The following is a 25456-nucleotide window of genomic DNA, read 5'->3' on the forward strand; positions in this document are numbered from 1 at the left end:
CGCTCTTGTTCCTCAGCTCGCTTTGGGCACGAACGCACCCGGCGGAATGTTGCCCTCGACATAGGCGTAATAGAGCGCATCCAGCTGCACCCACAAGACGTTGGTCTTGAAGATCAGCGCATTGCAGACCGAGGCGCGCTCTTCGGGCGTCCGCGCATGCGTCCTGACATAGTCGAGCGCGAAATTGGCATCGCGCGGCGCCTGTGTCAGGCGACGCTTGAAGTAGCTCATGATGTCGGGGTTGACGAAGTCATAGTGCTGCAACATGCCGGCGATGCGCTCTTCGTGGATACCAGGCGCGAACAGCTCGGTGAGCGAGGAGGCGATCGCCTCCAGCGGGCTCTTCTCTCGGCAATAATGCACATAAGCTTCCACAGCGAAGCGCGTCGCCGGCAGGATACCTTCGGTCGATTCCACATAGGCCGTGTCGAGCCCGAGGCCTTCGGTCAGCTTGATCCAACGCTCGATGCCGCCTTCGCTGCCGACATCGCCGTCATGGTCCTCGATGCGGTGGCGCCATTCGAGGCGCGTGGCGCGGTCGCGGAAGCGCGAGATCACCACCGCGTCCTTGATCGGGATCGTGCTCTGGTAATAGTAGCGGTTCAGCGCCCAGGCCTGCACCTGGCCCTTGTTGAGCTTGCCGCCGTGCAGGAGCTTGTGGAACGGATGCAGGCTGTGATAGCGCGTCGCGCCGATATGGCGCAGCGTCGCCTCGAGCTCCTCGGCCGAGTTCAGCCTGATATCCTTGCCGATCGAGAGTGCGGTCATTCCAGTCATGGATGCGGCATTCACAGCACGATCTCCGTTCCATCGGCGGGAATCTGCCATCCCGCGTGTTCAGCAGTCTTTCGTTCAGGCGAGGCTGGCAGCAGCGCCGGGTTCGAGTTGTTGATATGCAGAAAGATCTTCCTGTCGATGTTGAGATCGGCGAGCCGCGCGATCGCGCCGTCCTCGCCCGACATCGCGACATGCCCCATGCTCTTGCCGGTTTTGTGGCCGAGCCCGGCCCTGATCATCTCATCGTCCTGCCAGACCGTGCCGTCGAAGAACACCAGCGCGGCGCCGTCGATCTCGGCCTTGAGCGCGTCGGTCACCTCGGCGCAAGCCGCGATGAAGTAGAAGCACTTGCCGGTCGACTTGTCGGTGATCTTCAAGCCCAGCGTATCGCCGTCGCTGCTCTCCCCGCCGGGATGCACCTTGCCTTCCAGGTACCAGGCCGACTTGCCCGGCACCGCGAACGGCAGCACCTCGAGCCCTGAGCGCGCACCATCGGGCAATCGCGGCTCGAACGGCTCGCGGATAGCGATCGGCTGGCGTTTGACGTACTTCTCGTTCAGTACGTTGAAGATGCTGTTGCTCGCCAGGATCGCCAGCACTTTCTCATGCGCATAGACCGTGAACGGCGAACTCTCGCGCATCGAGAGCAGGCCTGCGACCGCGTCGACTTCGCTGTTGGTCAGGATCACGCCTGCAACGGGCGTATGGCGCAGCGCGCCGGCCTTGGGATGCAATTGCGGGGTGGCGTTTAATTGCTGGCGCAGGTCGGGGGAAGCGTTGATCAGGAACCAGTGCTCGCTGTCACCGCTGAAGGCAACCGAGGCTTGGGTTCGATGAAGCTCATGTCCGTGGCTACGGGCTGCCCGGCAGCCCTCGCAGCCGCAATTCCACTGGGGAACTCCGCCGCCCGCTGCGGCACCCAGGACGACGACGCGAAGCATGATCCGTCTCCTGGAAGGAACACGCGCGGTGGATCTCAGGCCGACGCAGATGCCGACACAGATCCTCTCTTTCGGAAACGTGTCGTGACCGAAAAATCCACCGGCGCAGAGCGCGAGATCGCCAGCCGCTTACTTGCGGGTGGCGCTCACATACATATTGATTTCCATGCCACAGGGCACTTCGACGATCTTCGGGGCTTTCCAGGCCATTTTGGCTCTCCATCTTTGCGAATTCGGACGTATCCGCCCACGCGCTAAGTTAGTGCCGGCGGAAAACTTCGCCAGTGAAATTTTCCCGGACATAGGTAGTAGATCGGCGGAATTGTTGCACTGCAAAGAGAGCGTATTACGGCCGCAAAGATGAGCGAATGACACGCGCAAGAGTGCCGATAGGTCGTGCTCCCTGCCGGGATAAACCAGTTGTGAGCATAAAACGGCTTCCAATCGGCTTCAGGCGACCCCATTGGATCAGGCATGCCCAGATATTTTTTCAACACCCGTATCGGCGACGAATTGATCGTGGATCCTGACGGTGAGGATCTGCGCAACCCTGATCGCGCCTGGGAGGTTGCCCGCCAGATGATCCTCGAGGTGGTGAAGTCCGAGGGCGCCCAGCCGGCCTTGCTTGAGGCGGTGATCGAGGTGACCGACGTCGCCGGCGAGATCGTTCTGGAGTTTCCTTTCAGCGAGGCGCTGCTGGACATGCCGGACGCGTCGGCAACGCGGCACTAGCCCGCTCTTCTTCCTTGCGAAATCCGCATGGCTTTGCCGCGTTCCCGGCGCTAAAAGACGCCGGTCACACGGAGCACGTCATGCAAGATCTCTGGCGCCTTTCGGCCGCCGACCTCGCCACCCTCGTCAAGACCAAAAAGGTGTCCGCCCGGGAGGCGGCCAAGGCCGGCCTCGACCGCCTGGACGCCGTCAATCCCAGGCTCAACGCCGTGATCGACCACCGGCCCGAGGACGTGCTCAAGCAGGCTGATGCCGTCGATGGCGCCATCGCGCGGGGCGAAGATCCCGGCGTGCTCGCCGGCGTGCCCGTCACCATCAAGGCCAATGTCGACCAGGAAGGCTTTGCCACCACCAACGGCCTCAAGCTGCAGCGCGATTTGATCGCGCGCGAGGACAATCCGGTCGTCGCCAATTTCCGCAAGGCCGGCGCCGTTCTGCTCGGACGTACCAACTGCCCCGCCTTCTCCTATCGCTGGTTCACCACCAACCTCGTCCATGGCGACACCAAGAACCCGCGCGATGCCTCGCTGACGCCGGGCGGCTCGTCCGGCGGCGCCGGTTCGGCGGTCGCGGCCGGCATCGGCCACATCGCCCACGGCACCGACATCGCCGGCTCGATCCGCTATCCCGCCTATGCCTGCGGCGTGCACGGCCTGCGCCCGACCTTGGGCCGCATCCCCGCCTTCAATCCGGCGCTACCGGAGCGTCCGATCGGGCCGCAGATCATGGCGGTCTCGGGCCCGCTGGCGCGCACGGTCAACGATCTCAGGATCTCGCTCGAAGCGATGGCGGCCCGCGACATCCGCGACCCCTGGTATGTGCCGGTGCGGCTGCAAGGCCCCGCGCGCGAGAAGCGTGCCGCGCTCTGCCTCAACCCGGATGGTCTTGCCACCACGCCGGAGGTGAGGGCCGCGGTGAGCGATGCCGGCAAGCGGCTCGAGCGAGCGGGGTGGACTGTCGATGTGATTGAGAACACCCCGCCGATGCGCGAGGCAGTCGAGTGGCAGATCAAACTCTGGCTCGGCGACGGCTATGAGGCGCAGTTGGAGGCAGCGGAACGGGAAGGCGATCCTGGCGCACTGGCGTGCCTGCGCGGCAACCGCGCCAGGGTCACGCCGCTCGACCAGGCGACTTACGCCAAAGCCCTGACCCGCCGCGCCACGCTGACTCGTGAGTGGATGCTGTTCTTCGAGACATACGCCGTGCTGCTGACGCCTGTTTCCGGCGAACTGCCGTTCCCCGATCATCTCGATCGCAAGGACGATGCCTCCTTCAAGCGCGTCTGGGAAGCGCAGCTGCCGCAGATCGCGATTCCCTTCATGGGCCTGCCGGGCCTCGTGGTCTCCACCGGCCTCGTCGGCAAGGCGCCTGTCGGCGTGCACATCGTCTCCGGCCGCTATCGTGAGGATCTGTGCCTGCTCGCTGGCGAGGCGATCGAGGCGGGCGGCGTGCCGCCGTCGCCGATCGATCCCGTGGGTTAGCGATGCCTGGCATCTACGACTTCAAGGCCAATTCGCTTGCCGGCGAAGAGGTGCCGATGCGTCGCTTCGAAGGGCAGGTGCTGTTGATCGTCAACACCGCGAGCAAATGCGGCTTCACGCCGCAATATCGGGGTCTTGAGGATCTGCACCGCGATCTGTCGCCACGCGGCTTTTCCGTGCTGGGCTTTCCCTGCAACCAGTTCGGCGCGCAGGAGCCGGGCCAGGCGAGCGAGATCCAGGCCTTCTGCTCGACCCATTACGACGTCACTTTCCCCCTGTTCGAGAAGATCGACGTCAACGGGCCCAAGGCGCATCCCCTGTATGAGTACCTGAAACGCCAGCAATCGGGCCTGTTAGGTGCCTCCATCAAATGGAATTTCACCAAATTCCTGGTGGACCGCGCCGGCAAGGTGGTCGCCCGCTACGCGCCGACCGCACGGCCCGAAGGCTTGCGCAATCAAATCGAAACACTGTTATGAGCGAGACATCAATGAGCGACGAATTCCCGGACCGCCTGTCGGTCGATCCGAACAGCCCCTACTACAACGCGGACATCCTGTCGCGCGACGTCGGCATCCGCTTCAAGGGCATCGAGAAGACCAATGTCGAGGAGTACTGCATCAGCGAAGGCTGGGTCCGCGTCACCGCAGGGAACGCCAAGGACCGCTACGGCAACCCGCTGACCATCAAGGTGCACGGGCCGGTCGAGCCGTATTTCAGGGATAAGAAGTAAGCCTTCGTGATTCCGGGGCGATGCGGAGCATCGAACCCGGAATCTCGAGACTCCGGGTTCGCGCTAACGCGCGCCCCGGAATGACGCCGAGAGAAAGCCACCGCCATGTCCGTCCGCATCGTCGACGTCCGCGAGATCACCAAGCCGATCTCTTCGCCGATCCGCAACGCCTATATCGACTTCACCAAGATGACGACGAGCCTCGTTGCCGTCGTCACCGACGTGGTGCGCGACGGCAAGCGCGTCGTCGGTTACGGCTTCAACTCCAACGGCCGGTACGGCCAGGGCGGGCTGATCCGCGAGCGCTTCGCCTCGCGCATCCTCGAATCCGATCCGAAGTCGCTGCTCGACGCGTCCGGCGACAATCTCGACCCCGACAAGATCTGGGCCGCGATGATGACGAACGAGAAGCCGGGCGGCCATGGCGAGCGCTCGGTCGCGGTCGGCACCATCGACATGGCGGTGTGGGATGCGGTGGCGAAAATATCAGGCAAGCCGCTGTTCCGCCTGCTCGCCGAGCGTCACGGCCTCACCGCGAATCCGCGCGTGTTCGTCTACGCCGCCGGCGGCTATTATTATCCCGGCAAGGATCTTGCGATGCTGCGGGCCGAGATGCGCGGCTATCTCGATCGCGGCTACAATGTCGTGAAGATGAAGATCGGCGGTGCTGATATCGACGAGGACCGCACTCGCATCGAGGCGGTGCTGAAGGAGATCGGCAAGGACGCGCAGCTCGCCGTCGACGCCAACGGCCGCTTCAACCTCGAGACCGGCATCGCCTACGCAAAAATGCTGCGCGATTATCCGCTGTTCTGGTACGAGGAAGTCGGCGATCCCCTCGACTACGCGCTGCAAGCCGCGCTGGCCGAATTTTATCCCGGCCCGATGGCGACAGGCGAAAATCTCTTCAGCCACCAGGACGCCCGCAATCTGATCCGCTACGGCGGCATGCGCCCCGACCGCGACTGGCTGCAATTCGATTGCGCGCTGTCCTACGGCCTGTGCGAATACCAGCGCACGCTGGAAGTCTTGAAGACCTACGGCTGGTCGCCCAGCCGCTGCATCCCGCACGGCGGCCACCAGATGTCGCTGAACATTGCCGCCGGTCTCGGCTTAGGGGGCAACGAAAGCTATCCGGACCTGTTCCAGCCCTACGGCGGCTTCCCGGACGGCGTCCGCGTCGAGAACGGTCACATCACCATGCCCGATCTCCCCGGCATCGGCTTCGAAGGCAAGTCCGATCTCTACAAGGAAATGAAGGCGCTGGCGGAGTAGGTTACGCCGCGACCGCTTTGCTCATCACCATCGGCTGCCGCTCGCCATACATCAACGACCGCCACAGCCATTCGAGCGGGCCGTAGCGGTAGTGGCGCAGCCACAAGGCGCTGAACAGCACCTGCGCGATGTAGACTGCGATGCCGATGGCGAGTGCCTCGGTGATGCCGAGCCGGCCGAACAGGCCGAGGCCGTAGCCGTAGAATATCCAGCCGAAGATGACGGATTGCGCGACGTAGTTGGTGAAAGCCATCCGTCCCAGCGGCGCGGCCCAACCGAGCAGCCGCTTGCCGCGTTTGAGGCTGGCGATGCCGAGAATGGCGGCGCCATAGCCCAGCGCCAGCACGATCGTGCCGAGCGGCTCCATGCCGCCATAGAGCAACGCTGCGCCGAGAGTGATCGCGGGAAGCGCGATGACGAGCAGGCCGCGCCCATTCTGAACAATGCCGCTGCGCCAGGCGAACGCACCGAGCAGAAACAGCCCGATCGTCCGCAAGAAAACGAAGGCGTGCAGCGACGCGATCAGAGGAAGTTCGTGCAGGCGAAACGCCAGCACGTCGAAGAAGTTGCCGGTCGCATAAATGCGATTGGCATCCATGACATCGCGTGAGATCACGGTCCGGCTCGGGAACAGCCCCTCGGGCGGAAAGTCCTGCATCGCCAGATACAGCGCCAGGGACACCAATGCGGCAAGAACGATCAGCCAGCGCGGACCAAACAGCAATGGCAGCACGATGAACCCGGCCAGCGCATATTCGGTGAGGATGTCGCCATTCCAGATCAGGCAAAGGTGAACGATGCCGAACCCCAGCAGCACGGCGAGCCGGCGCACCAGCAGCATAGTGCGGCGCTCGCTATGGGCGAGCCGGTCGAACTGAATGGCAAGACCGGCGCCGAACAGCAGCGAGAACAGCGCAAACGCCTTGAGCTCGATCGCCTGCGTCAGGACCGTCTCAACGGCGCGGTCGATGGGCGAGGCGAGCGTCTCCGGCGCAAGAAACTGCTCGAAGATCGAAACGCGAAATTCCATGACGAGGTTGATGGCCATGACGCCGAACAGCGCGATGCCGCGTAGCACGTCGACGGCGTCGATCCGCTCGGCAGATGGGATTGGAGTAGCTGCGCGATCGGAAGTCATTGGGACATGAATTCCAAATTGCGCCTTGGCGGCTTCTCCGCGGCCCTACGACAACCGCATGTCGAGCAGCCGTCGCCCTTCGCCCTTCAGCAGCTTCTTCACTGCGCTCGAGGCCACGACCTCGCCGTCATTGGCATAGGCTTCGTGGTTCTTCTCGATGTCGTCGAGGCGATAGAGATAGTTGACCATCACGCCGGCCGACTCGCGCAGGCCCTTGGGCGAGAGGTCCCCCAGCCAGTTGATGCGCTCGAGGCGGGCGCCGTTGCCGAGGTGGAAGCGGGCGACGGAATCGATCAGGCGGCCCTTCGACGTTCGCGCCTTCAGGAAGTAGTGCGCGGCGAGCGGCTCGATGACGCTGCGCAGCTGCGCGGTCGTCTCGGGGTTCTCGAACCATTTGGGATCGTCGAGCCGCTTCAGCAGTTCGCGATCCTCGTCCGACAGCGGCAGGTCCTTGCCCTGCTTGATCCAGGGCATGAAGCCCGGCACCGGCGAAAGCGTCACGAAGGTGTCGAGCTTCGGCAGCTCGCGGCGCAGCTCCTCGACCACCTGCTTGATCAGGAAGCTCCCGAACGAGATGCCGCCGAGGCCGCGCTGGGTGTTGGAGATCGAATAGAACACGGCCGTGCGCGCCTTCTCGGTCGGCAGGTACTGGCGATCGACCGCAAGCAGCGGCGCAATCGCGCCGGGAATCGTCTCAGTCAGCGCCACCTCGACGAAGATCAAGGGCTCGTCGACCATCGCGGGATGGAAGAACGCGTAGCAGCGGCGGTCGACCGGATCGATGCGGCGGCGCAGATCGTCCCAATCGCTGATCTCGTGCACGGCCTCATAGCGGATGATCTTTTCGAGGATGTTGGCCGGGGTCGACCAGTCAATCCGGCGCAGCACGAGAAACCCCCTGTTGAACCATGACGAGAGCAGATGCGAGATGTCGCGGTCGAGCGCGGCGAGATCGGTGTGTCCGTTCATCATGCCGAGCAGGTCGGCGCGCATGGCGACGAGATCGCCGGTGCCGCCCGGCGCACGGTTGAGGCGGCGGATCAGCTCCTGCCGCCGCGGTTCCGAGGCGAAATGCAGTGCGCTTGCGTCCTCGTCGTCAGGCTTGGTGCGCCATGCCTCGATGGCCTTGGTCAGGCGCTCGCGGTCCGGGCCGAAATCGCGCACCAGCCCTTCGAAGAAGGCGCGGCGTCCTGCCGCATCCAGCTCCCGGTAGATGTCGAGCACCTCGCGCGCCATGGCGGTGCCGGAGGCCTCGCCCCGCCCCGACAACAGCGCGCCGCAAAGCGCGATCAGCCCGTCGGCGTCCTGCTTGGTATCGGCGGCATCCCCCCGTCGCAGCAGCGTGCGGCCGCGCTCGGAGATGGTGGCAAGCAGGTCGGAGAAGAAGGCATTGGCCATCTGGGCTTTTCGAATCCGGTTTGTGCGGTGCGGAAGCTTACACGGGATTTAGGCGGAAGCCGATCACAATCAAGCGGCGGAATTTTGTATCTTTAGTGGTGCCATGCCTCCCACGGCACACTGTCATGCCCGCCTTCGCGGGCGATGACACCGAGGGTGGGGCGACGACGGCACGTTCGCCTCACATTTTCCCCGCAAACTCCGTCGGCGTCCGGCCGGTCACCTGGCGAAACGCCGCCGAGAAGGCCGGGACGCTGGCATAGCCGAGCTGGCTCGCGAGCTGTTTCACCGAGACATTGGTATCGGTCGACAGAAGCTGGATCGCCGCGGCAATTCGCGCGCGCTGGCACCAGCTCTTGAAGCTGAGCTGCGTCTCGGTGGAGAACAATCGCGACAACGTCCGTGCGGAGGTTCCAACCTCCCGCGCCAGCGCGTCGATGTCGTGCAGACCCGTGGGATCGTCGAGCACGATCATCGCGGCGCGGCGGCAGCGTGGCTCGTGCGGAAGCGGCACGAACGTCGCGGAATCCTCGGCCTGGTGCAATTCCAGCATCACCAGGCGCACCAGGAGCTCGGTACGCTCTTCGGTGTTGCGCGAATCGAACAGCGCCAGGATCGCCTGGTTGAGCAGCGGCAACACCCGCACCACGAACTCCCTGGTCAGTCCCTCATAGCGCTGTTCGCGCTTCAGCCAGGCGAGGTCGAAATACAGCGTGCGCATCTCGATGTCGGCGAGCAGGTCGATGGCGTGCTGGAGCCCGGCCGGGACCCAGACCGCGCGGTCCGGCGGCACCAGCCAGCGCCCGCCTGGTGTCGTCACCTGCATCGTGCCCTTGGCAGCGTAGATCAACTGCGCCTCGCGGTGCATGTGCGGATCGATCCGCATGCCCCTGGGGTAATCGCGCGCGACCAGGTGCACGCCCGCCGGCGAGCGGTGATTGCTTCGGACCTCCCGCAGGATCGGCGTTTCCAAGATTGGCGTTTCCAAGACAGTCATTGGCAGCATCCCGTCATGGCCATGACATATAACTCATTTCGGAGCAGGAGAGGATGCCGAATGAACAGCCCTGTCAGGGTCATCAGTTTCGTCAACGCAGGCCATTTCATCGACCATTATTCGATGCTGATCTTCGCCGCCGCCGTCATCATCATGGGGCCGGCGCTCGGCATGGCCTATTCGGAGCTGCTTCCCTACGCGACCCCGGGGTTCATCGCCTTCGGCGCCGGCTCGCTGCTCACCGGCTGGCTCGGGGACCGCTGGAGCCGCCGTCACATGATGCTGATCTTCTTCGTCGGCATCGGGACCTCCATGATTTCGGTCGGTTTCGTACAGACGCCCGTGCAACTCGGTGCCGCGCTGCTAGCGATCGGCGTATTCGCCTCGATCTATCATCCTGTTGGTACCGCGATGATCGTGTCCTATGCCGACAGGCTCGGACGCGAGATGGGCATCAACGGCGTCTGGGGCAATCTCGGCGTTGCCTCCTCCGCGCTGGTGACAGGCGTGATCGGCCAGTATCTCGGCTGGCGCTTCGCCTTCATCGTCCCTGGCATCGTCACCATCCTGATCGGCATCGCCTTTGCGACGCTGGTCGTGCATGAGGATCGCAAGGGCAGCAAGCAGGCGGCAGCGCAGGCGCGGGTGGCAAAACAGGACATGTGGCGCGTGGTGTTGTCGCTGCTGATCGTGGTGATCGCGATCTCGACGACGTTCAACGCCGTCACCGTGGCGTTGCCGAAACTGTTCGCGGAGCGGCTCGCGGATCTGACCAGGAGCCCCGCGCTGCTCGGCGTCATTGCGGCCTGCGTCTACGTGTTCGGCGCGATGACGCAATACACGATCGGCCGGCTGCTCGACCGCTATTCGCTGAAGACGGTGGCCTTGCCGCTCTCCTTCATGCTGGCGCCGTTCCTCTATCTCGCGGCGAGCCTGAACAATCTGCCGCTGATCCTGGTGTCGATCGGCATCGTCATGGGCGCGTTCGGCCAGGTCACGGTGAACGACGCCATGGTCGGCAAATACACCAGCGAGGAATGGCGCTCGCGCGCCTATGCGGTGCGCTATTTCATCGGCTTTACCGCGGCGGGCGCGTCGGTCGGCCTCGTCGCCTGGCTCTACGAGCAAGGCGGCTTCGTCACCATGCTGCACGCGTTTGCAGCGCTGTGCCTGCTGGCGATCGCGGCGGCGATCATCCTGCCGCGCGAGATCCGGACGCCGGCGGCGGCCTGAGGGAAGCGCTAGGCGACTTCCCGCACCATCTCCTGCGGCGCGGCCAGGCATGATCTGACGCAGGCCTGTGCCAGTAGATCGGTAGGATCAAGCAAGGCCGCGCCGATATCGTTGTCGAGCGCGGCCAGCGCCAGGGGAATTTCCGTGCAGGCCATCGCGATGTGCGAGCAGCCTCTGGCAGCGAGCGCTTCTGCTTCGCGGCCAAGGATGACGGCCGCTTCGTCCGTGCGTCCTGCCTTGACGAGTCGGATCGCGCGCATGACCTCGGCTTGCGCCTTCGCGTCGGGGACCATGCAGATATGGCCACGTTCGGCAAGGCGCTGCTGGTAGATTCCGGCGTGCAGCGTGCCGTCCGTCGCAAGCACGCCGAGGGTCGGGTTCGTCCGTTGCAGGGAAAGCGCATCGGCGACGGCGTCGACGATATGGATGATCGGCACCGACGTCTCCGCCTGCAGCGCGCCATGCCAGTGGTGAGCGGTATTGCAGGGAATGGCGATGCGGGTCGCGCCAGACAGTTCGAGCCGGCGCAGGGCATTCAGCATGGCGGGAAAGGGATCAGCGCCCTGGCCGAGAATGGCGGCGGTGCGATCGGGCACCTCAGTAGCCGAGCACACGACCATCTGGATGTGGTCCTGGTCGCAGGATGCGGGCGTGTTCCGGACAATCTTGCCCATGAAATCCACGGTCGCCATCGGGCCCATGCCGCCCAGAATGCCAAGCATCTTTGTCTCCTTGTCGGAGGCATGGTGCATGGTCCGTTCGGCCAAATCCAATGCCTGTTCGGAACGGCATATGCGCCTTCTACATAGTTTTGAGCGCGGTTGCCTGCGCGGCGTTCCAGACCTTTTCCACGATCGGCCGGGTTCGTCGCGCGCTGCGATAGAGCCGGACTTCCAGAGGAATCTCCGGCCCGACGACGGTGAGGGTGCCCTCATCCAATTCCCGGGCAACGAGACTGCGTGGCAACCACGCCAGGCCATAGCCCTCCAGCGCCATGAACTTGAGCCCCTCGGCCATGGCGTTCTCGTTGGTATGGGTCACGTGTGCCGGGGGCGAGCCGGCCTGGGCTTGTGCGAAGGTGGCGACCCGCCCCAGGAAAGAGTTCGAGGCGTAGCTGAGCAGGGGAAGCGAAGCTGCATCGCTCGCTGCGAGCGTTGTGCTGCGGACGGCGATGAAACTGTCCATGCCGACGACGATATGGGGGTAGAGCTCGGGCTCGAGCAGGATCGCAACGTTGGCGTGATGGAAGGTGAGCAGGAAGTCATAGCTGCCTTCGACGAGGGCCTGCAGGCAGCTGTGAAAATCGTCGGGCAGCAGGCGGCTGCCGATCGGCCCGACATCTTTCTCAATCGTCCGAAACCATCGCGGAAAGAAATGCAGCGACAGGGTGTGCAGAGCGGCGATCGAGACGACCTGCGTGCTCGGCCGTTTGCTCGCCTGAAGCGCGAGACGGCTCGCATACAGCATGCGCACCGTTTCTTCCGCGGTCTCCAGAAACTCGCGCCCCTCGGCGGTCAGCGTGGTCGGGTAGCTGCTGCGGTCAACGAGGGAGACGCCGAGCCAAAGCTCCAGGGCCTGGATCCTGCGGCTGAACGCAGATTGCGTCACGTGCCGCTCATCGGCGGCGCGCGAGAAGCTGCGGGTTCGCGCGAGGCTGAGAAAATCTTCCAGCCATTTCAATTCCATCGTTCCCGCTCCGGTCTTCGCGAGTGCTCGGATTGGAGAGGCTCGCCCCTCAAGAAGATGCCCCGATCTTCCAGGGAAATCTATGCAAAATCGGAATAGAGCTTGCCGGCATAACATTGGACGACCCTCCGTCCCCGAGCGCATGCATCCCCGAGCGGCCGGAAGCCTCAACGCGATCAGTACGAGGCTCACGACCGGCGACACTGTCTCCGAACAACGGAGCTGACGAGCGGGAGATAAACGTGCGGACGGAACATGACCTGCTGGGCGAGCGCGAGGTGCCCCTTGAGGCCTATTACGGCGTCCACACGATACGCGCCGTCGAGAATTTTTCGATCAGCGGCATCGCGATATCGGGCTACCCCGAGTTGATCAATGCGCTCGCCGCCATCAAGCAGGCGGCGGCCCTGTCCAATATGGAGCTCGGTCTCCTCGACGAGCGGCGCGGACGGGCGATCGTGGCGGCCTGCGAGGAATTGCGCGCTGGCCGGCTTCACGATCAATTCGTGGTGGACGTCATCCAGGGCGGCGCCGGCACCTCCACCAATATGAACGCCAATGAGGTGATCGCAAATCGTGCGTTGGAGCTTCTCGGCCATGTCAGGGGCGAGTACGCCGCGCTCCATCCGAACGAGCACGTCAACATGAGCCAGAGCACCAACGACGTGTACCCCACGGCGTTGAAGATCGCGACGTCTCACGGCTTGCAGAATCTCGCCATGGCCATGGACGTCCTGCGCGGCGCTTTCGCTGACAAGGCCGAGACGTTCAAAGATGTCCTGAAGATGGGACGGACCCAGTTGCAGGACGCGGTGCCGATGACGCTGGGGCAGGAGTTCAACACATATGCCGTGATGATCGGTGAGGATCAGGAACGCTTGCGCGAAGCGGAGCGCCTGATTCACGAGATCAACATGGGCGCGACTGCCATCGGCACGGGCATCAACGCCCACCCGGATTACGCGCGTCTTGTCTGCCGTCATCTGAACGCGATCACGCGATTGCCGCTGGTGACTGCGCCCGATCTGGTCGAGGCGACGCAGGATTGCGGTGCGTTCGTCCAGATCTCGGGTGTGCTGAAACGCGTTGCGGTCAAGATCTCCAAAATCTGCAACGACCTCCGGCTGCTCTCGAGTGGGCCGCGGGCCGGGTTCGGCGAGATCAACCTTCCCCCCGTCCAGGCCGGCTCCTCGATCATGCCCGGAAAGGTCAATCCGGTGATCCCGGAGGTGGTGAACCAGGTCGCCTTCGAGGTGATCGGCAACGACGTCACGGTGACGATGGCCGCCGAAGCCGGTCAATTGCAGCTCAATGCGTTCGAGCCGATCATTGCGCACAGCCTGTTCAAGAGCATCAGCCATCTCAGCCGGGCTTGCCTGACGTTGCAGCGGAGCTGCGTCGCGGGCATCACGGCCAATCGCGACCGTCTTCGGGCCGATGTCGAGAACTCGATCGGCCTGGTGACGGCGCTCAATCCCTATATCGGCTATGCCGCCGCGACGGCCATCGCCGTGGAGGCTCATGCCTCCGGCCGCGGCGTTGCCGAGCTCGTGCGCGAGCGGGGGCTGCTCACCGAGGCCACGCTTGCGGCGATCCTCAAGCCCGAGATGCTGACGCGGCCGCAAAGTCTGGCCGTTGCCGACCGGGGCGGCCGCCAGCCACAGCCAGTCTGCTGAAGCGATCACAGACACAAGCACGCCAATTGGGCCGCGGGGGCGTGACCCTATCGTGAACCTACGCAGCCAAGGGAGGTAACAGATAAATGACGATAAGTGCCGACAATTCACCTGCGCGATCCAACCGCCTCACCAATGCTCTCGTTGTCAGCCTTCTGCTCGGTATCCTGGCGGGCTACGCTTGTCATGAGCTGGCGCCGACACCAGAGATGGCTAAGACCATTTCCGGCTATTTTTCGATCGTCACCGACGTGTTCCTGCGCATGATCAAGATGATCATTGCGCCGCTTGTCTTCGCCACGATCGTGTCGGGCATCACCAGCCTCGGCTCTGAAGGGGGAGCGGTCGGCCGCATTGCCGCCAGATCCATGGGCTGGTTCGTCTCGGCTTCTCTCGTCTCTCTCGGTCTCGGTATGGTTTTTGCCAACCTGTTCGCGCCAGGGCACGGCTTGCAGCTGCCGCTTCCCAATGCAGATGCCTCCGTCAACCTGCAGACCGCCGGCTTCAATCTGAAAGACTTCATCACGCATGTTTTTCCGACCAGCATCGCCCAGGCCATGTCGACGAACGAGATCCTGCAGATCCTCGTCTTCGCCGTGTTCTTCGGGCTGGCGCTCAGCAGGCTGAAGACGAGCCATGCCAGGACCATCGCTGCGTCCGTCGATGAGCTGGTCCACATCATGCTGCAGATCACCAACTTCGTGATGCAATTCGCGCCGCTCGGCGTGTTCGCGGCCATTGCGGCTGTCATCACCACGCAGGGACTTGGCGTGCTCCTGACCTACGGCAAGTTCATCGCGACCTTCTATTTCAGCCTCGCGGTGCTCTGGAGTGTTCTCGTGCTCGCAGGTCTCGTGGCCCTCGGCCGGCCCGTTCTTCATCTCATCGGCCTGTTGCGCCAGCCGATGCTGCTCGCCTTCTCCACTGCGAGCAGCGAGGCCGCCTATCCCAAGATGATCGAGCAATTGACGAAGTTCGGTATCAGCGAGCGTATCTCGGGCTTCGTGCTGCCGTTGGGCTATTCGTTCAACCTCGACGGTTCGATGATCTACCAGGCCTTCGCGGCCTTGTTCATCGCCCAGGCCTATGGCATCGAGCTGAGCTTCACGCAGCAACTCGTCATGCTGTTGGTGATGATGGTCACCAGCAAAGGGATCGCCGGCGTGCCGCGCGCCGGGCTCGTGGTCGTTGCCGCGACCCTGCCGATGTTCAACCTGCCCGTGGGCGGCATGCTACTCATCATGGGCATCGACCAGTTTCTCGACATGGGCCGAACCATGACGAACGTCATCGGCAACGGCATCGCGACGGCTGCCGTGGCCAGGTGGGAAGACAAGCGAGGCGTGATCGAAGAGGGGGCATCCGAGACAGCAGTGCCTGGTGTCGTCGTGGTCGGAGCGACTGGCAGATGAACCGGTCGGTTAGCCCACTCTCTAGAAAATTCTGCGCGTGAGCCAAAGGCCCCGGGAGATGTCCCCGGGGCCTTTCAACTCAACGCCGGCGTATCCATAGATCATTGCACAGCCACATCAGAGCACCATCAGGCTGCTGAAAGGCTGTGCGCTCACCGTTTCGGGTCGCGCCCGCGGATGTGGTCAAAGCCTTGCTTGATTGCGGCGAAGCGCGCCTCGACGATGGGCTCGAATTCGAGGTCGGTGAAGATATAGGGCCAGTCGTTTTCGACGCCTTCGCGGACGAGTTCACCGACATAGAGGGGATCGATGCCCTGAGAGACGCGTTCGCGAATCTGACTGATCCGCTCGGCAATCGGGCCCGACGTCGGCGGGGCTCGGACTCCCCCCTCGAATCGCTTGGGCAGGTTGCGGCTTGAGTTCATGATTTGCGTGCGGATGAATCCGGGACACAGCACCGATACGCCAATCCCGCGGGGCGCGAGTTCCTGCCGCAGTCCCTCGGACAGCGCGACAACTCCATATTTTGAGACGTTGTATGCGGTGCTTCCCCCTGAAATGAGGCCGGCGATCGAGGCGGTGGAGACGATATGTCCGCCCTCGCCATGCTGCTCGATCAACGGCCCGAAAATCTCGATTCCCCAGATGGTCGCCATCAGATTGACGCCCAGGGTCCAATTCCACGACGCCTCGGTCCAGGTGCCGTAGGGCCCGCCGCCGCCGACGCCCGCATTGTTGACGAGGATATGCACCTTGCCGTAGCGAGCAGTCGTGGCTTCGGCGGCTGCCACGAGTTCGGCCCTGAGCGAGACATCGGCTTTTACGCCCTCGACATCGACATTGGTGAGCTTCAGATGCTTGATCGCTGCGGACAAAGCCTCTTCTTCAATATCGCAAAGCATCACTTTCGCCCCTGCCTGGGCGAAAGCGGTCGCGATCCCCAGGCCAATGCCTGACGCTGCACCGGTCACGAACGCGGTCTTTCCAGCGAGTTCTTTCACGTGCACTCTCCTCCGGCAAGCCGAGACTCTTGCGTCTAAACTTCAAGTTGTTCCCGGACGGCATATGATCGCACTTTCGAGGAATTTGGAAGCCCGCCGGATGTCCGCGTCTGCGCAGGGTTTCCTATGCCGGCCGCTTGATCGATGGCGCGGCATATTCAAGCGGCCAGCATCCGATTGCCCCGCTGCCAGCCGCTTCTAGTCCACACTCGATAGCCGACGATTGGGCGAGCATCGAGCTAAGCAGCATCGGGCCGGAAGGGACTAAGAGGCTTTAAGGGCGCTTGGGCAGGCGCAGGCCAGAAATTGCAATTTCAGCCAGTGTAGATGCAGCTCTTACGCGCGTAAAGACCGCCCACAGCTCAACGCCTATGCTTATCTCTCGCTTGACGATCAACATGGCGCGAATGACCCTCCACGCAACTCGACTTATCTGGAAGTGCATGGGAGGGGCGGAGGTGCCGGTGAAACAGTCATCGCTCAAGGATGCAGCGCTTGCAGGAAAGATTGACATCGGCGACCTGAAGGTTAACCGATTGGGCTTCGGTGCGATGCGTCTGTTGGGAGATTATGCCTGGGGAAGACCGAGGGATGGACAGCACGTCAATCGGGTTTTGCATCGAGTGGTCGAGCTTGGCATAAATTTCATTGACACTGCGGACAGTTATGGTCCCGAAGTAGATGAGTTATTGATTTCGCAAGCATTGTATCCCTATCCGCCGGATTTGGTTATTGCCACGAAAGGCGGGTTGGTGAGACCGAGACGCGCGGCTTGGATATCAAACGGTCACCCCGACCATTTGCGGCGGGCGCTTGAAGGCAGTTTGCAGCGGTTGCGGTTGGATCGGATCGACTTGTACCAACTCCATGCGCCTGACCCTAACGTCCCATTCCTGGAGTCAGTTGGAGCGCTGGCGGATTTGCAGCGCGTGGGCAAAATTCGCCACATAGGCCTCTCGAATGTCACGGTCGCCCAGCTAGAGGCCGCACGCTCCATCGCACCAATCGTGTCGGTTCAGAACGAGTACAATCTGCGAAACAAAACAAGCGAAGATGTACTCTCCGCCTGTGAGCGGCTCGGAATCGCTTTTCTGCCTTGGTACCCCTTGGGCGGGAAGCGTGGCTTGAAGGCACAAAAGATAAAGGAGGTCGCCTCTCGTCTCGGTCTCTCACACGCTGCCCTGTCCCTCGCGTGGTTACTCGCTAAATCACCTGTCATGTTGCCAATCCCGGGCACTCGATCCATCGATCATCTGGAAGATAATGTGCTTGCGGCCGCCCAAAACCTTGGGCCCAAGGAACTCCACGATTTGGGATGAAGCCGCGGTGATGTCTGCTTGGCCATCAGCAGCCGACGTTGTCTTTGTCTGCTCCAATGGCTTCTTCTCGCCGAAGCGCGGCCTCGGCCCTTCGTTGCGGCCGGCATGACCATCTCGCTTCGATGCAAGATGCGACTGGCCGATGCAAATTACGCATAACATTTTGCGCATGGCGTCGCGTTCGGCGCCATCAATGAAAGTCCTCGTCAAGCTTTCGATCGCAAGCTTCGGCATTCATTGCAACACCTGGGGATTTCGCATGAAGAAGATCAAGATTGCATGGCGGCTGGGCCTGCTCACGCTCGGCAGTGTTCTCGCGATGATGGTTCTCGTTGGCGTGTCCCTGGTCCAGCTGCGCGATCAGATGGAAGCCGAGAGAACGCGGGCGCTGCGTGGCGCCGTCGATGTGGTCGCATCGCAGATCTCCGCCTATCAGCAGGAGGTGCTGTCAGGCCGCATGAGCCGCGACGAGATGATTGCGAGGATCAGGGAGATCGTCGCGAAATCGCGGTATGACGGCAACAACTACTTCTTTGTCTATGATTGGGACGGGCTCAATCTCGCCGATGGCGGCACGCCTGAAAACGTCGGCAAGAACCTGATCGACAAGGGCGACGTCGTTGGGCACTTGTTCCGGCGCGACATCGTCGAACTCGCGCATAGCGCGGGCGCCGGCACCGTCACCTATTATTTTCCCCGCAGCGGCCAGCCGGAGCCATTGCGCAAAAGGGCCTTCGTCAGGGCGCTTCCGGACCTCGAGTTGATGGTCATCAGTGGAATGTATGTCGACGATCTCGACCTGTCGTTCAAGGCCGCGGCGCTGCGGCTCGGCGGTCTCGCCCTGCTGGTCGTGCTCATGAGCGTTGCGTTTGCGGTTTTGATTGCGGGAACGATCTCCCGGCCGCTGCGGCGTCTCGAGGAGCGCCTGCGCGAGATCGTGTCGGGTGAGATCGAAGGGCAGATTCCGGGGGTGGACCGGCGGGATGAGATTGGTGCCATGGCCGCGGCCGTTGCCGTCTTGCGTGACCATTCGGCGGATCGATTGTCGCTTCAGGCCTCCCAGGCGAAGCTCAAGATGGAGGCGGAAAGCGAGCTGAGGGATGTTCTCGCGCGTGCGACTTCGTCCTTCGAGGAGTCGGTCGTCGGGTCCGTGGATGAGGTCGTTGCGGCGGCAGGGCACATTGCCGATGCGATCCAGGAACTGGAGCGGTTCAACGCGGACAACATGCTGTGCAGCCGCACGGCGTCGGCGTCCGCAGGGGGCATTGCCGGCAGCGTGCAGGCCATGGCTGCCGGGGTCGAGCAGCTCGATGCCTCGACGCGAAACATCAACGGGCGGGCCCAGGAAGCAAGCCAGGTGGCTGATATTGCCAGCGGCCGCGCGACCCAGGCCGGATTGATGGTGGAGAGCATGGTGCAAGCCGCGACAAGAATTGGAAGCGTCGTGGAATTGATCAGCGATATCGCCGGCCAGACCAACCTGCTGGCCCTCAATGCGACCATCGAGGCGGCGCGGGCGGGTGAAGCGGGCCGCGGCTTTGCGGTCGTGGCGGCGGAGGTCAAGACGCTTGCGACGCAAACCGCGCGAGCGACGGAAGACATCTCCTCCCAGGTGCTCGGCATCCAGTCGGCGACGCAGGCTGCGGCAAGCGAAATCGCTGCGATCGTCGATGTCATCAGGGACATTCGCGAGCAGAGCGCGACGATTGCCAGGGAGGTTCAGGAACAGAGCGGCGCCACGAGCGACATCAATCGTGCGGCCAGGTGCGCCGCAGAGGGGGCCGAGCATCTCCAGAAGTCGGTCGAGGACGTTTGTTCAAAGGCTGTCATGGGTCAATCGATTGCCCAGGGCGCGGGCACGCGTGCAGAGGCGCTGAGAAGCAGATTTGGCGATTTGAACGAAGCGGCGTTGGGATTCGTCCGCAGACTTCAGGCCCTCCAGTCGGCGGCGTAGAATTTTCGCCGCCCGGCCTGCGTCCATGATGCCATTATGCCGGTGTTTTGCCCGACGGCGCAACCGATTTCGGCTTGAGCGAAATTTGTCGAGCTCCTTCAAGCCGATCTCTACTGTGCATGGGATTGTTTTCGAATTCGCTTCCCCCGGCCCGGCGCCAGCGGCGGGAACCCGCTCCACCTTTCGCGGGTTCTACCCCTGCAGCCCCCGGCACCTTGCCGGGGCTGGTGAAGGGGGAAAGACACCTGCATGTGCATGCAGTGGAGCCTGCTCCGATCGATCGGCCTTGTCGCAGCGGCGCTTGTCCTCACCACCTTTGCGGCCAGCGCTGAAGGCGGCAGCTCGGCGGGGCCATCCGAATTCCTGCTGGTGACGCAGATCGTGCTGCTGATCGCAATGGGCCGCGGTCTCGGCGAGATCATGCAGCGGATCGGCCAGCCCTCGGTGATCGGCGAATTGCTCGCGGGCATCTTGCTCGGGCCGTCGCTGTTCGGCTGGCTCTGGCCCGAGGCGCAAGCTGCGATCTTTCCCAAGACACCCGAGCAGAAGGCGATGCTCGACGGCATCGCCCAATTCGGCATCCTGCTGCTGCTCCTGCTCACCGGCATGGAGACCGACCTCAAGCTGGTCAGGAAGATCGGCAAGGCCGCGATCGCGATCTCGATCGCCGGCATCCTCCTGCCCTTTGCCTGCGGCTTCACGCTCGGCGAGTTCCTGCCCGAGGCGCTGCTGCCGAAGCCGGAGCAGCGCCTCGTTGCATCGCTGTTCATGGGGACGGCGCTGTCGATCTCCTCGGTGAAGATCGTCGCGGTGGTCGTTCGCGAGATGAACTTCATGCGCCGCAATGTCGGCCAGATCATCGTCGCGACCGCCGTGATCGACGACACCATCGGCTGGATCATCATCGCCGTCATCTTCAGCCTCGCCTCGCAGGGCACGCTGGACATCGCCTCGGTGGCGAAGGCGGTGCTGGGCACGCTTGTCTTTCTCGCCGTCAGCTTCACCATCGGCCGCCGGCTGGTATTTCAGCTCATTCGCTGGGCCAACGACAACCTCGTCAGCACGGCCGCGGTGATCACCGTGATCCTGCTGTTGATGGGCGTGATGGCGTTGATCACGCATGCGATCGGCGTCCACACCGTGCTCGGGGCCTTCGTCGCCGGCATCCTGGTCGGCGAGTCCCCGATCCTGACGCGGCAGATCGACGAGCGTCTGCGCGGGCTGATCTCCAGCTTCTTCATGCCGGTGTTCTTCGGCCTTGCCGGCCTCAGCGCCGATCTGTCGGTGCTGCGCGATCCCAATCTCCTGATGCTCACCGGGCTGCTGGTGGTGATCGCCAGCGTCGGCAAGTTCGGCGGCGCCTTTGTCGGCGGCACCGTCGGCGGTCTGAGCACGCGGGAGTCGCTCGCGCTTGCGAGCGGGATGAACGCGCGCGGCTCGACGGAGGTGATCATCGCCACCATCGGCCTATCGATCGGCGTGCTCAGCCAGGTCATGTTCACGATGATCGTCACGATGGCGATCGTGACCACGATGGCGATGCCGCCGATGCTGCGCGCGGCGCTGGCCGGCCTGCCGATGAACAAGGACGAGAAGGAACGACTGGAGCGTGAGGAGTTCGAAAAGCGCGGCTTCGTCGCCAATCTCGAACGTCCGCTGCTGGCAGTCGACGAGAGCGTCAACGCCACATTCGCTTCGCACGTCATCGGCCTGATCGCCGGCATGCGCGGCCTGCCGATCACCGTGCTGCATATCGGCAAGCGCGCCATGGAGCAGGAGAGGGGCCGCGACGAGAAGGAGAGCCACGAAGCCGTGGTGAAGAAGGCCGCCGAAACCGTTTCAGCCAATGGCGACGGCGAGGCCGGCGGGGTCGATGTCGTCACCCGTGCCAGGCGCGCCGAACTCGGAGAGACCATCGCCGACGAGGCACGCAAGGGCTTTGATCTCCTCGTCGTCGGCATCGACAAAGTCGCCGCCGCCAAGGATCGCTTCGACCCGAAGATCGAGGATATCGCCGCAAGGTTCGAGGGCCCGCTCGCGATCGTGGCGGCCAAGGGCAAGCATCTGAAGCAACCGATGCCGGATGCGCTCAACATCCTCGTTCCGGTCTCCGGCAGCGGCATCTCCAAGCGTGGCGCCGAGGTCGCGGTCGCGCTGGCGCAGGCCGGATCAGGTTCGCTTCGCGTGATCTATGTCGCGACGACGCGGGACAAGGGCGCGCAGCGCGGCGCCTCTCGCGGCCTGAGCCAGGAGGCCGGCATCCTCAAGGACGCCAGCGATCTCGCCGCCCGCTACGACGTCGATATCACCACCACGTTGCGGGTGAACCGGGCGCCGGAATCCGCGATCCTGCGCGAGATCGATACCACCGACGTCGATCTCGTCGTCATGGGCGTCGACCGCATCCAGGCCGATCACCTCTCCTTCGGCGGCGTCGCCGACGCCGTGCTCAGGCAATCGAAGGTGTCGGTGCTGCTGGTGTCGAGCGGTGAGGCGGGGCGGACGCCTGCCGAGAAGGCCTGACAGCCACCAGTTCGTCGTCATCCAGCTCTTGCATGAAGCAGCGAGGCGACGTCGGCTCCGAGCAAGGGCACGGCTGTCGCAACGGGAGCGAGTATCGGCGCCGTCGTCCCCGCCGATGCGCCCGGTCCCGCAGCCATCGCGCCGACGAGCTGATCGCGCGCGGCGTTGACGTCGGGTGCAAAAGCGAGCGCCACGTCGGCCAACCGGCCGCTGCGGCCGTCGGTGCGGCTGAACGAGCCCTGACCGTAGATCGTCGAGCCATCCGGCAGGCGGCTCTGCACGCCATCGGAGGCGAGCGAGATTGCATTCACGCCGGCTTCGACCAGCGAGCTAAGCTCGCCGGGGTCGCTGATGCCATTGCCATTGGCGTCGCGCCACACGCCGAAGCGGCCGAAGTCCTTGTCCGGCGCATCGAGTGCACCGTCATGATTGGTGTCGAAAGTGGCGAGGCCCTGAAGATCGGTCTGGGCGCCGGGTGTCCATTGTCGCAGCGCCAGTTCGCTGGTCTGGTCGACGGTGCCCGAACCGTTGGCGTCGAATACGAGCAGGCCTTCGTCAGGCGTTGTCCAGGCAATCCGGTTCGGCACGCCGTTACTGTCGGCATCGAACGCGGCGTGGGAATCGGTGAGGCCGGTGATCCGAATGCCTTGTCCGGAAAGATCGAGCACCACCGGCCCCATGTCGCCACCGACCGAGCCGCTGCTGAAGGAGTCGCCGCCCAAGCTGTTGTCGCCGAAATCGCTGAAGCTCGATGAAGAACCGAGACCGCTGTCGAGGCCCGAGCCGAGGCTGCTGTTGAGCCCGGAGTTGAAACTGCCGTCGAGGCCAGAATTGAGGTTGCTGTCGAGGCCCGAATTGAAGCTGTTGTCGAGGCCCGAGCCCAGGCTGCTGTTGATTCCCGAGCTGAAACCGCTGTCGATCCCGGAATTCAAATCGGGGAGGGTGCTGCCAGTCACGCCCGACGTCAGGCCGGTGTTGAGATTGGAGCTCAGGCCAAGGTTCGAATTCAGCCCGGTGTCGAAAGAACCGAGGGTTGGATCGATCCCACTGTTCAAGCTGACGCCGAGCGAGAGGCTGCTCGTGTCCGGTGACGGCGGCGAAGCCGGCGTGGTCACGCCTCCGAGATTGCCGGGAAGACCAATGGAGGTCGGAGTGAGCGCGTTGATATCGTCCGGAGTGGCGTTCAACGGCGCAGTGGACGAGCCGGTATTGGCAGGCGGCGTATCCAGCGGCGCCGCCGGTGCGGGCTCGCTCGGCGCCGCAGGAGGTGGGCTCGTCGTCGGATCGGCAGGCGGCGCGCTGGGGTCAACGCTGGGCATCAGCTTCAATGTATCGAGCATCTGCTGGCCCTGCGCCTGTTGATCCGCCATCTTGGAATCGACATAGGCTTGCCGGCGCGCATCGTAATCGGCCTGGCTCTCGGTTTGGAAGCCGGTCATCGGATCGCTGGACGGGCCGCCGCCATTGTTGCGATCGAATTCGGCGGCGAACTGATCCGGCCAGGCCGGTGTCGGCGCCGCTGCAGCGGCCGGCGGCTGATAGCCGGTGAGGCTGTCGTAGAGCGACTTCACGCCCTTGTCGCCGAGGATGGCGCCGCCAATGCCGCCGACGATCGCCCCGCCCAATGCGCCCCACGGCCCGCCGAGGGCGCCGGCTTCGCCGAGCAGATAGGCGCCGGTCAGCGAGCCGCCGAGACGACCGCCGAAGCCGGCAACTTCATGGCCTGCTCCCAGCGTGTCGCCCTGATTGTACATTTGATAGGCGTTGTAGCCGGTCATGCCGGCGTCAGCCGCGAGACCGGCCGCTCCCAGCACGCCGGCGCCGGTGAAGATTTTCGAGGCTGTCGGCGATTGCCCGATCACACCGACGAAATTCGGCGTGAACGTTCCGGTCGCGGTGCCGGTGAATTCGGTGGGGGATTCGGGCGCCGGCGTCGGGGCTGAAAGGTCGGACGCCGGTGCCCGCGGCACGTCCGCGACATCAGCTGCTTCGCCCACCGCCGTCGTGCTCGACGGAAGCGCCGATGGTGCGGTGGTCTCAGGCGGTGCCACACTCAGCTCCGGCGCCTGGGCGATGCCGGGAGCGCGCGTCTCCGGCAGTTCGGTGGTGGTAGTCCCTGTCGGCGCCTGGTTGTCCTGGACAACAGGGTTCTGAACAACGGGGTTCTGGACAACAGGATTGTCCGGGATCACGGGATTGTCCGGGACGGCTGGAATGGTGGAGGCGTCACCGATGTTGGGCGACAGCGCAGGCTGCCCGGTATCTGGCAGCTCGGTCTGCGGCAGCGTCGCCACGTCGCGCGGCGTCGCAGTGTCGAGCGGCGCAGGCCCCGACGAGCCGATCGTTCCGAAGCTTTCCGGCGCGGCAAGGTTTTCCGGCGCGCTCAGTCCCGTGGCAAAGGATCGCCCGGTCGCATCCTCGACCCCTTGCAGCAGTTGCGGACTGGCACCATTGGATTGTGTCGCCCCGCCCAATGTGTAGCGACTGCGTCCTGCGTCGTTCAGCTGGCTGACGAGATCGGTCCTGCCGCTGGCATCGAGCGAGGCGCGGACGTCATCGACATTGCGCGCAAGTTCGCTTCGTTGCGTTGCCGTCAGATTCGGATTGAACGCGTCCGCCTGGTTGAGCAGTTCGTAGCGCGTAAAATCAACGAGCCCGTCGAGGCTCTCCGGTGTTGTGAAGCCCTTGCTCTGCAGCTCCGCTCGCAAGTCATTGAAAAATGCCCTGACCTCGGCCGGGTCACCCGATGAAATCATCGGATCCCGCGCGTTCAACGGCACCCGTCCACCCGGCGCGACGTTCGAATCCGGAAGCAGGCCGGACAGCGCCATCCGCGAATAGGCCTGGATCGCGTTGACGCGGCCGGCAAGATCGGTGATTTCCGCGGGCGATAGAGGCGTTTTGACATAATATTTTTTCGTCGCGGTGTCGACGAGGGACTGAATGAAGTCGGTGTAAGCGGGATGCGAGCCAAGATGAGTGGTCTGGCCTCCGGCCAAGGCGGTCGCCACGTCTTCTGGCAGCGCAATGCCGTTGGTGCCAAAGTCCTTGAAATCGACCGCCCCGCCGAGCTGCTTCAGGAACGAGTTGTCGAGCAATTGCTGGGGAATCAAGTGATGGGCCTGATAGCCGGTGGGGATGTCGACCAGACCGTTAAAACCACTTACGGATTTGAGCATG

Annotated in this window: 21 protein-coding genes; 11 read left to right on the forward strand and 10 right to left on the reverse strand. The window is 63.6% G+C overall.

Features of this window, described 5'->3' with window-relative positions; all coding sequences use genetic code 11:
* Positions 1-12: 12 nt before the first annotated feature.
* The 3 genes from pqqC to pqqA all read right to left on the reverse strand — a co-directional run bounded on the left by pqqC (position 13) and on the right by pqqA (position 1928).
* Positions 13-768: a pyrroloquinoline-quinone synthase PqqC gene (gene pqqC, locus BM374_RS24085; RefSeq protein WP_502689458.1), complete on the reverse strand. Its 756-nt coding sequence runs from the start codon at positions 766-768 to the stop codon at positions 13-15.
* A 20-nt stretch (positions 769-788) separates the two neighbouring features.
* Positions 789-1718 (reverse strand): pyrroloquinoline quinone biosynthesis protein PqqB, encoded by a 930-nt coding sequence (gene pqqB / locus BM374_RS24090; RefSeq protein ID WP_092297617.1) that lies wholly within the window; start codon positions 1716-1718, stop codon positions 789-791.
* A 129-nt stretch (positions 1719-1847) separates the two neighbouring features.
* Positions 1848-1928 carry a pyrroloquinoline quinone precursor peptide PqqA gene (pqqA, locus tag BM374_RS24095; protein ID WP_007595659.1) on the reverse strand — a complete coding sequence of 27 codons (81 nt, stop codon included), beginning with the start codon at positions 1926-1928 and terminating at the stop codon, positions 1848-1850.
* 264 nt (positions 1929-2192) lie between these two features.
* On the opposite strand from pqqA, the gene BM374_RS24100 reads away from it, so the two are divergent.
* The 5 genes from BM374_RS24100 to tarD all read left to right on the forward strand — a co-directional run bounded on the left by BM374_RS24100 (position 2193) and on the right by tarD (position 5939).
* Positions 2193-2450, forward strand: coding sequence for a DUF6894 family protein (locus BM374_RS24100; protein ID WP_092297620.1), 258 nt, complete (start codon positions 2193-2195; stop codon positions 2448-2450).
* A gap of 80 nt (positions 2451-2530) precedes the next feature.
* Positions 2531-3931: an amidase family protein gene (locus BM374_RS24105; protein WP_092298032.1), complete on the forward strand. Its 1401-nt coding sequence runs from the start codon at positions 2531-2533 to the stop codon at positions 3929-3931.
* A gap of 2 nt (positions 3932-3933) precedes the next feature.
* On the forward strand, positions 3934-4410 hold the full coding sequence (locus BM374_RS24110) for a glutathione peroxidase (protein ID WP_092297623.1): 477 nt from the start codon (positions 3934-3936) through the stop codon (positions 4408-4410).
* Entirely contained in the window at positions 4407-4664 is a 258-nt protein-coding gene (locus tag BM374_RS24115; protein WP_092237479.1) for a DUF3297 family protein, read from the forward strand. The genes BM374_RS24110 and BM374_RS24115 overlap by 4 nt, the downstream gene beginning before the upstream one ends.
* Before the next feature lie 105 nt (positions 4665-4769).
* Complete coding sequence (gene tarD / locus BM374_RS24120) at positions 4770-5939, forward strand: D(-)-tartrate dehydratase (RefSeq protein WP_092297626.1); 1170 nt, start codon at positions 4770-4772, stop codon at positions 5937-5939.
* Position 5940: 1 nt separating this feature from the next.
* Here the strand turns inward: tarD and BM374_RS24125 are convergent, their stop codons facing one another.
* The 3 genes from BM374_RS24125 to BM374_RS24135 all read right to left on the reverse strand — a co-directional run bounded on the left by BM374_RS24125 (position 5941) and on the right by BM374_RS24135 (position 9481).
* On the reverse strand, positions 5941-7077 hold the full coding sequence (locus BM374_RS24125) for a DUF418 domain-containing protein (protein WP_092297629.1): 1137 nt from the start codon (positions 7075-7077) through the stop codon (positions 5941-5943).
* Between the two features lie 45 nt (positions 7078-7122).
* On the reverse strand, positions 7123-8475 hold the full coding sequence (locus BM374_RS24130) for a malonyl-CoA decarboxylase (RefSeq protein WP_092297633.1): 1353 nt from the start codon (positions 8473-8475) through the stop codon (positions 7123-7125).
* Between the two features lie 181 nt (positions 8476-8656).
* On the reverse strand, positions 8657-9481 hold the full coding sequence (locus BM374_RS24135; protein WP_092297636.1) for an AraC family transcriptional regulator: 825 nt from the start codon (positions 9479-9481) through the stop codon (positions 8657-8659).
* A gap of 51 nt (positions 9482-9532) precedes the next feature.
* Between BM374_RS24135 and BM374_RS24140 the strand changes: the two genes are divergently transcribed.
* Complete coding sequence (locus BM374_RS24140; protein ID WP_092297639.1) at positions 9533-10705, forward strand: MFS transporter; 1173 nt, start codon at positions 9533-9535, stop codon at positions 10703-10705.
* A gap of 8 nt (positions 10706-10713) precedes the next feature.
* On the opposite strand, the gene cuyB is transcribed toward BM374_RS24140, so the two are convergent.
* On the reverse strand, positions 10714-11427 hold the full coding sequence (gene cuyB / locus BM374_RS24145; RefSeq protein ID WP_092298035.1) for a cysteate racemase: 714 nt from the start codon (positions 11425-11427) through the stop codon (positions 10714-10716).
* Between the two features lie 79 nt (positions 11428-11506).
* Positions 11507-12391: a LysR family transcriptional regulator gene (locus BM374_RS24150; RefSeq protein WP_092297642.1), complete on the reverse strand. Its 885-nt coding sequence runs from the start codon at positions 12389-12391 to the stop codon at positions 11507-11509.
* A gap of 242 nt (positions 12392-12633) precedes the next feature.
* Between BM374_RS24150 and aspA the strand changes: the two genes are divergently transcribed.
* The gene (gene aspA, locus BM374_RS24155; protein WP_092297645.1) at positions 12634-14067 is read left to right on the forward strand and encodes an aspartate ammonia-lyase; all 1434 of its coding nucleotides are present in this window, start codon (positions 12634-12636) and stop codon (positions 14065-14067) included.
* An 86-nt stretch (positions 14068-14153) separates the two neighbouring features.
* Positions 14154-15479, forward strand: a complete 1326-nt coding sequence (locus tag BM374_RS24160; RefSeq protein ID WP_092297648.1) for a dicarboxylate/amino acid:cation symporter — start codon at positions 14154-14156, stop codon at positions 15477-15479.
* Between the two features lie 152 nt (positions 15480-15631).
* Here BM374_RS24160 and BM374_RS24165 read toward each other — a convergent pair whose 3' ends face one another.
* Complete coding sequence (locus BM374_RS24165; protein WP_092297651.1) at positions 15632-16480, reverse strand: SDR family NAD(P)-dependent oxidoreductase; 849 nt, start codon at positions 16478-16480, stop codon at positions 15632-15634.
* Positions 16481-16938: 458 nt separating this feature from the next.
* Between BM374_RS24165 and BM374_RS24170 the strand changes: the two genes are divergently transcribed.
* The 3 genes from BM374_RS24170 to BM374_RS24180 all read left to right on the forward strand — a co-directional run bounded on the left by BM374_RS24170 (position 16939) and on the right by BM374_RS24180 (position 22276).
* Positions 16939-17799: an aldo/keto reductase gene (locus BM374_RS24170; protein WP_244552679.1), complete on the forward strand. Its 861-nt coding sequence runs from the start codon at positions 16939-16941 to the stop codon at positions 17797-17799.
* Positions 17800-17992: 193 nt separating this feature from the next.
* Entirely contained in the window at positions 17993-19753 is a 1761-nt protein-coding gene (locus tag BM374_RS24175) for a methyl-accepting chemotaxis protein (protein WP_177248498.1), read from the forward strand.
* A 255-nt stretch (positions 19754-20008) separates the two neighbouring features.
* On the forward strand, positions 20009-22276 hold the full coding sequence (locus BM374_RS24180; RefSeq protein WP_092298041.1) for a cation:proton antiporter domain-containing protein: 2268 nt from the start codon (positions 20009-20011) through the stop codon (positions 22274-22276).
* Between the two features lie 17 nt (positions 22277-22293).
* Here the strand turns inward: BM374_RS24180 and BM374_RS24185 are convergent, their stop codons facing one another.
* Positions 22294-25455, reverse strand: coding sequence for an SPM autocatalytic domain-containing protein (locus tag BM374_RS24185; RefSeq protein ID WP_092297657.1), 3162 nt, complete (start codon positions 25453-25455; stop codon positions 22294-22296).
* Position 25456 lies beyond the last annotated feature (1 nt).

The sequence above is a fragment of the Bradyrhizobium sp. Ghvi genome (assembly GCF_900115265.1).
GTDB lineage: Bacteria > Pseudomonadota > Alphaproteobacteria > Rhizobiales > Xanthobacteraceae > Bradyrhizobium.

Bases quoted from the DNA above. Each gene is read 5' to 3' on its own strand.
- BM374_RS24140 (WP_092297639.1), top strand. From the start codon at position 9,533: ATGAACAGCCCTGTCAGGGTCATCAGTTTCGTCAACGCAGGCCATTTC.
- pqqA (WP_007595659.1), bottom strand. From the start codon at position 1,928: ATGGCCTGGAAAGCCCCGAAGATCGTCGAAGTGCCCTGTGGCATGGAA.
- BM374_RS24135 (WP_092297636.1), bottom strand. From the start codon at position 9,481: ATGCTGCCAATGACTGTCTTGGAAACGCCAATCTTGGAAACGCCGATC.
- BM374_RS24175 (WP_177248498.1), top strand. From the start codon at position 17,993: ATGAAAGTCCTCGTCAAGCTTTCGATCGCAAGCTTCGGCATTCATTGC.
- BM374_RS24185 (WP_092297657.1), bottom strand. From the start codon at position 25,455: ATGCTCAAATCCGTAAGTGGTTTTAACGGTCTGGTCGACATCCCCACC.
- tarD (WP_092297626.1), top strand. From the start codon at position 4,770: ATGTCCGTCCGCATCGTCGACGTCCGCGAGATCACCAAGCCGATCTCT.
- cuyB (WP_092298035.1), bottom strand. From the start codon at position 11,427: ATGCTTGGCATTCTGGGCGGCATGGGCCCGATGGCGACCGTGGATTTC.
- pqqB (WP_092297617.1), bottom strand. From the start codon at position 1,718: ATGCTTCGCGTCGTCGTCCTGGGTGCCGCAGCGGGCGGCGGAGTTCCC.
- pqqC (WP_502689458.1), bottom strand. From the start codon at position 768: ATGACCGCACTCTCGATCGGCAAGGATATCAGGCTGAACTCGGCCGAG.
- BM374_RS24125 (WP_092297629.1), bottom strand. From the start codon at position 7,077: ATGACTTCCGATCGCGCAGCTACTCCAATCCCATCTGCCGAGCGGATC.
- BM374_RS24105 (WP_092298032.1), top strand. From the start codon at position 2,531: ATGCAAGATCTCTGGCGCCTTTCGGCCGCCGACCTCGCCACCCTCGTC.
- BM374_RS24110 (WP_092297623.1), top strand. From the start codon at position 3,934: ATGCCTGGCATCTACGACTTCAAGGCCAATTCGCTTGCCGGCGAAGAG.
- BM374_RS24160 (WP_092297648.1), top strand. From the start codon at position 14,154: ATGACGATAAGTGCCGACAATTCACCTGCGCGATCCAACCGCCTCACC.
- BM374_RS24130 (WP_092297633.1), bottom strand. From the start codon at position 8,475: ATGGCCAATGCCTTCTTCTCCGACCTGCTTGCCACCATCTCCGAGCGC.
- BM374_RS24115 (WP_092237479.1), top strand. From the start codon at position 4,407: ATGAGCGAGACATCAATGAGCGACGAATTCCCGGACCGCCTGTCGGTC.
- BM374_RS24180 (WP_092298041.1), top strand. From the start codon at position 20,009: ATGCAGTGGAGCCTGCTCCGATCGATCGGCCTTGTCGCAGCGGCGCTT.
- BM374_RS24150 (WP_092297642.1), bottom strand. From the start codon at position 12,391: ATGGAATTGAAATGGCTGGAAGATTTTCTCAGCCTCGCGCGAACCCGC.
- BM374_RS24100 (WP_092297620.1), top strand. From the start codon at position 2,193: ATGCCCAGATATTTTTTCAACACCCGTATCGGCGACGAATTGATCGTG.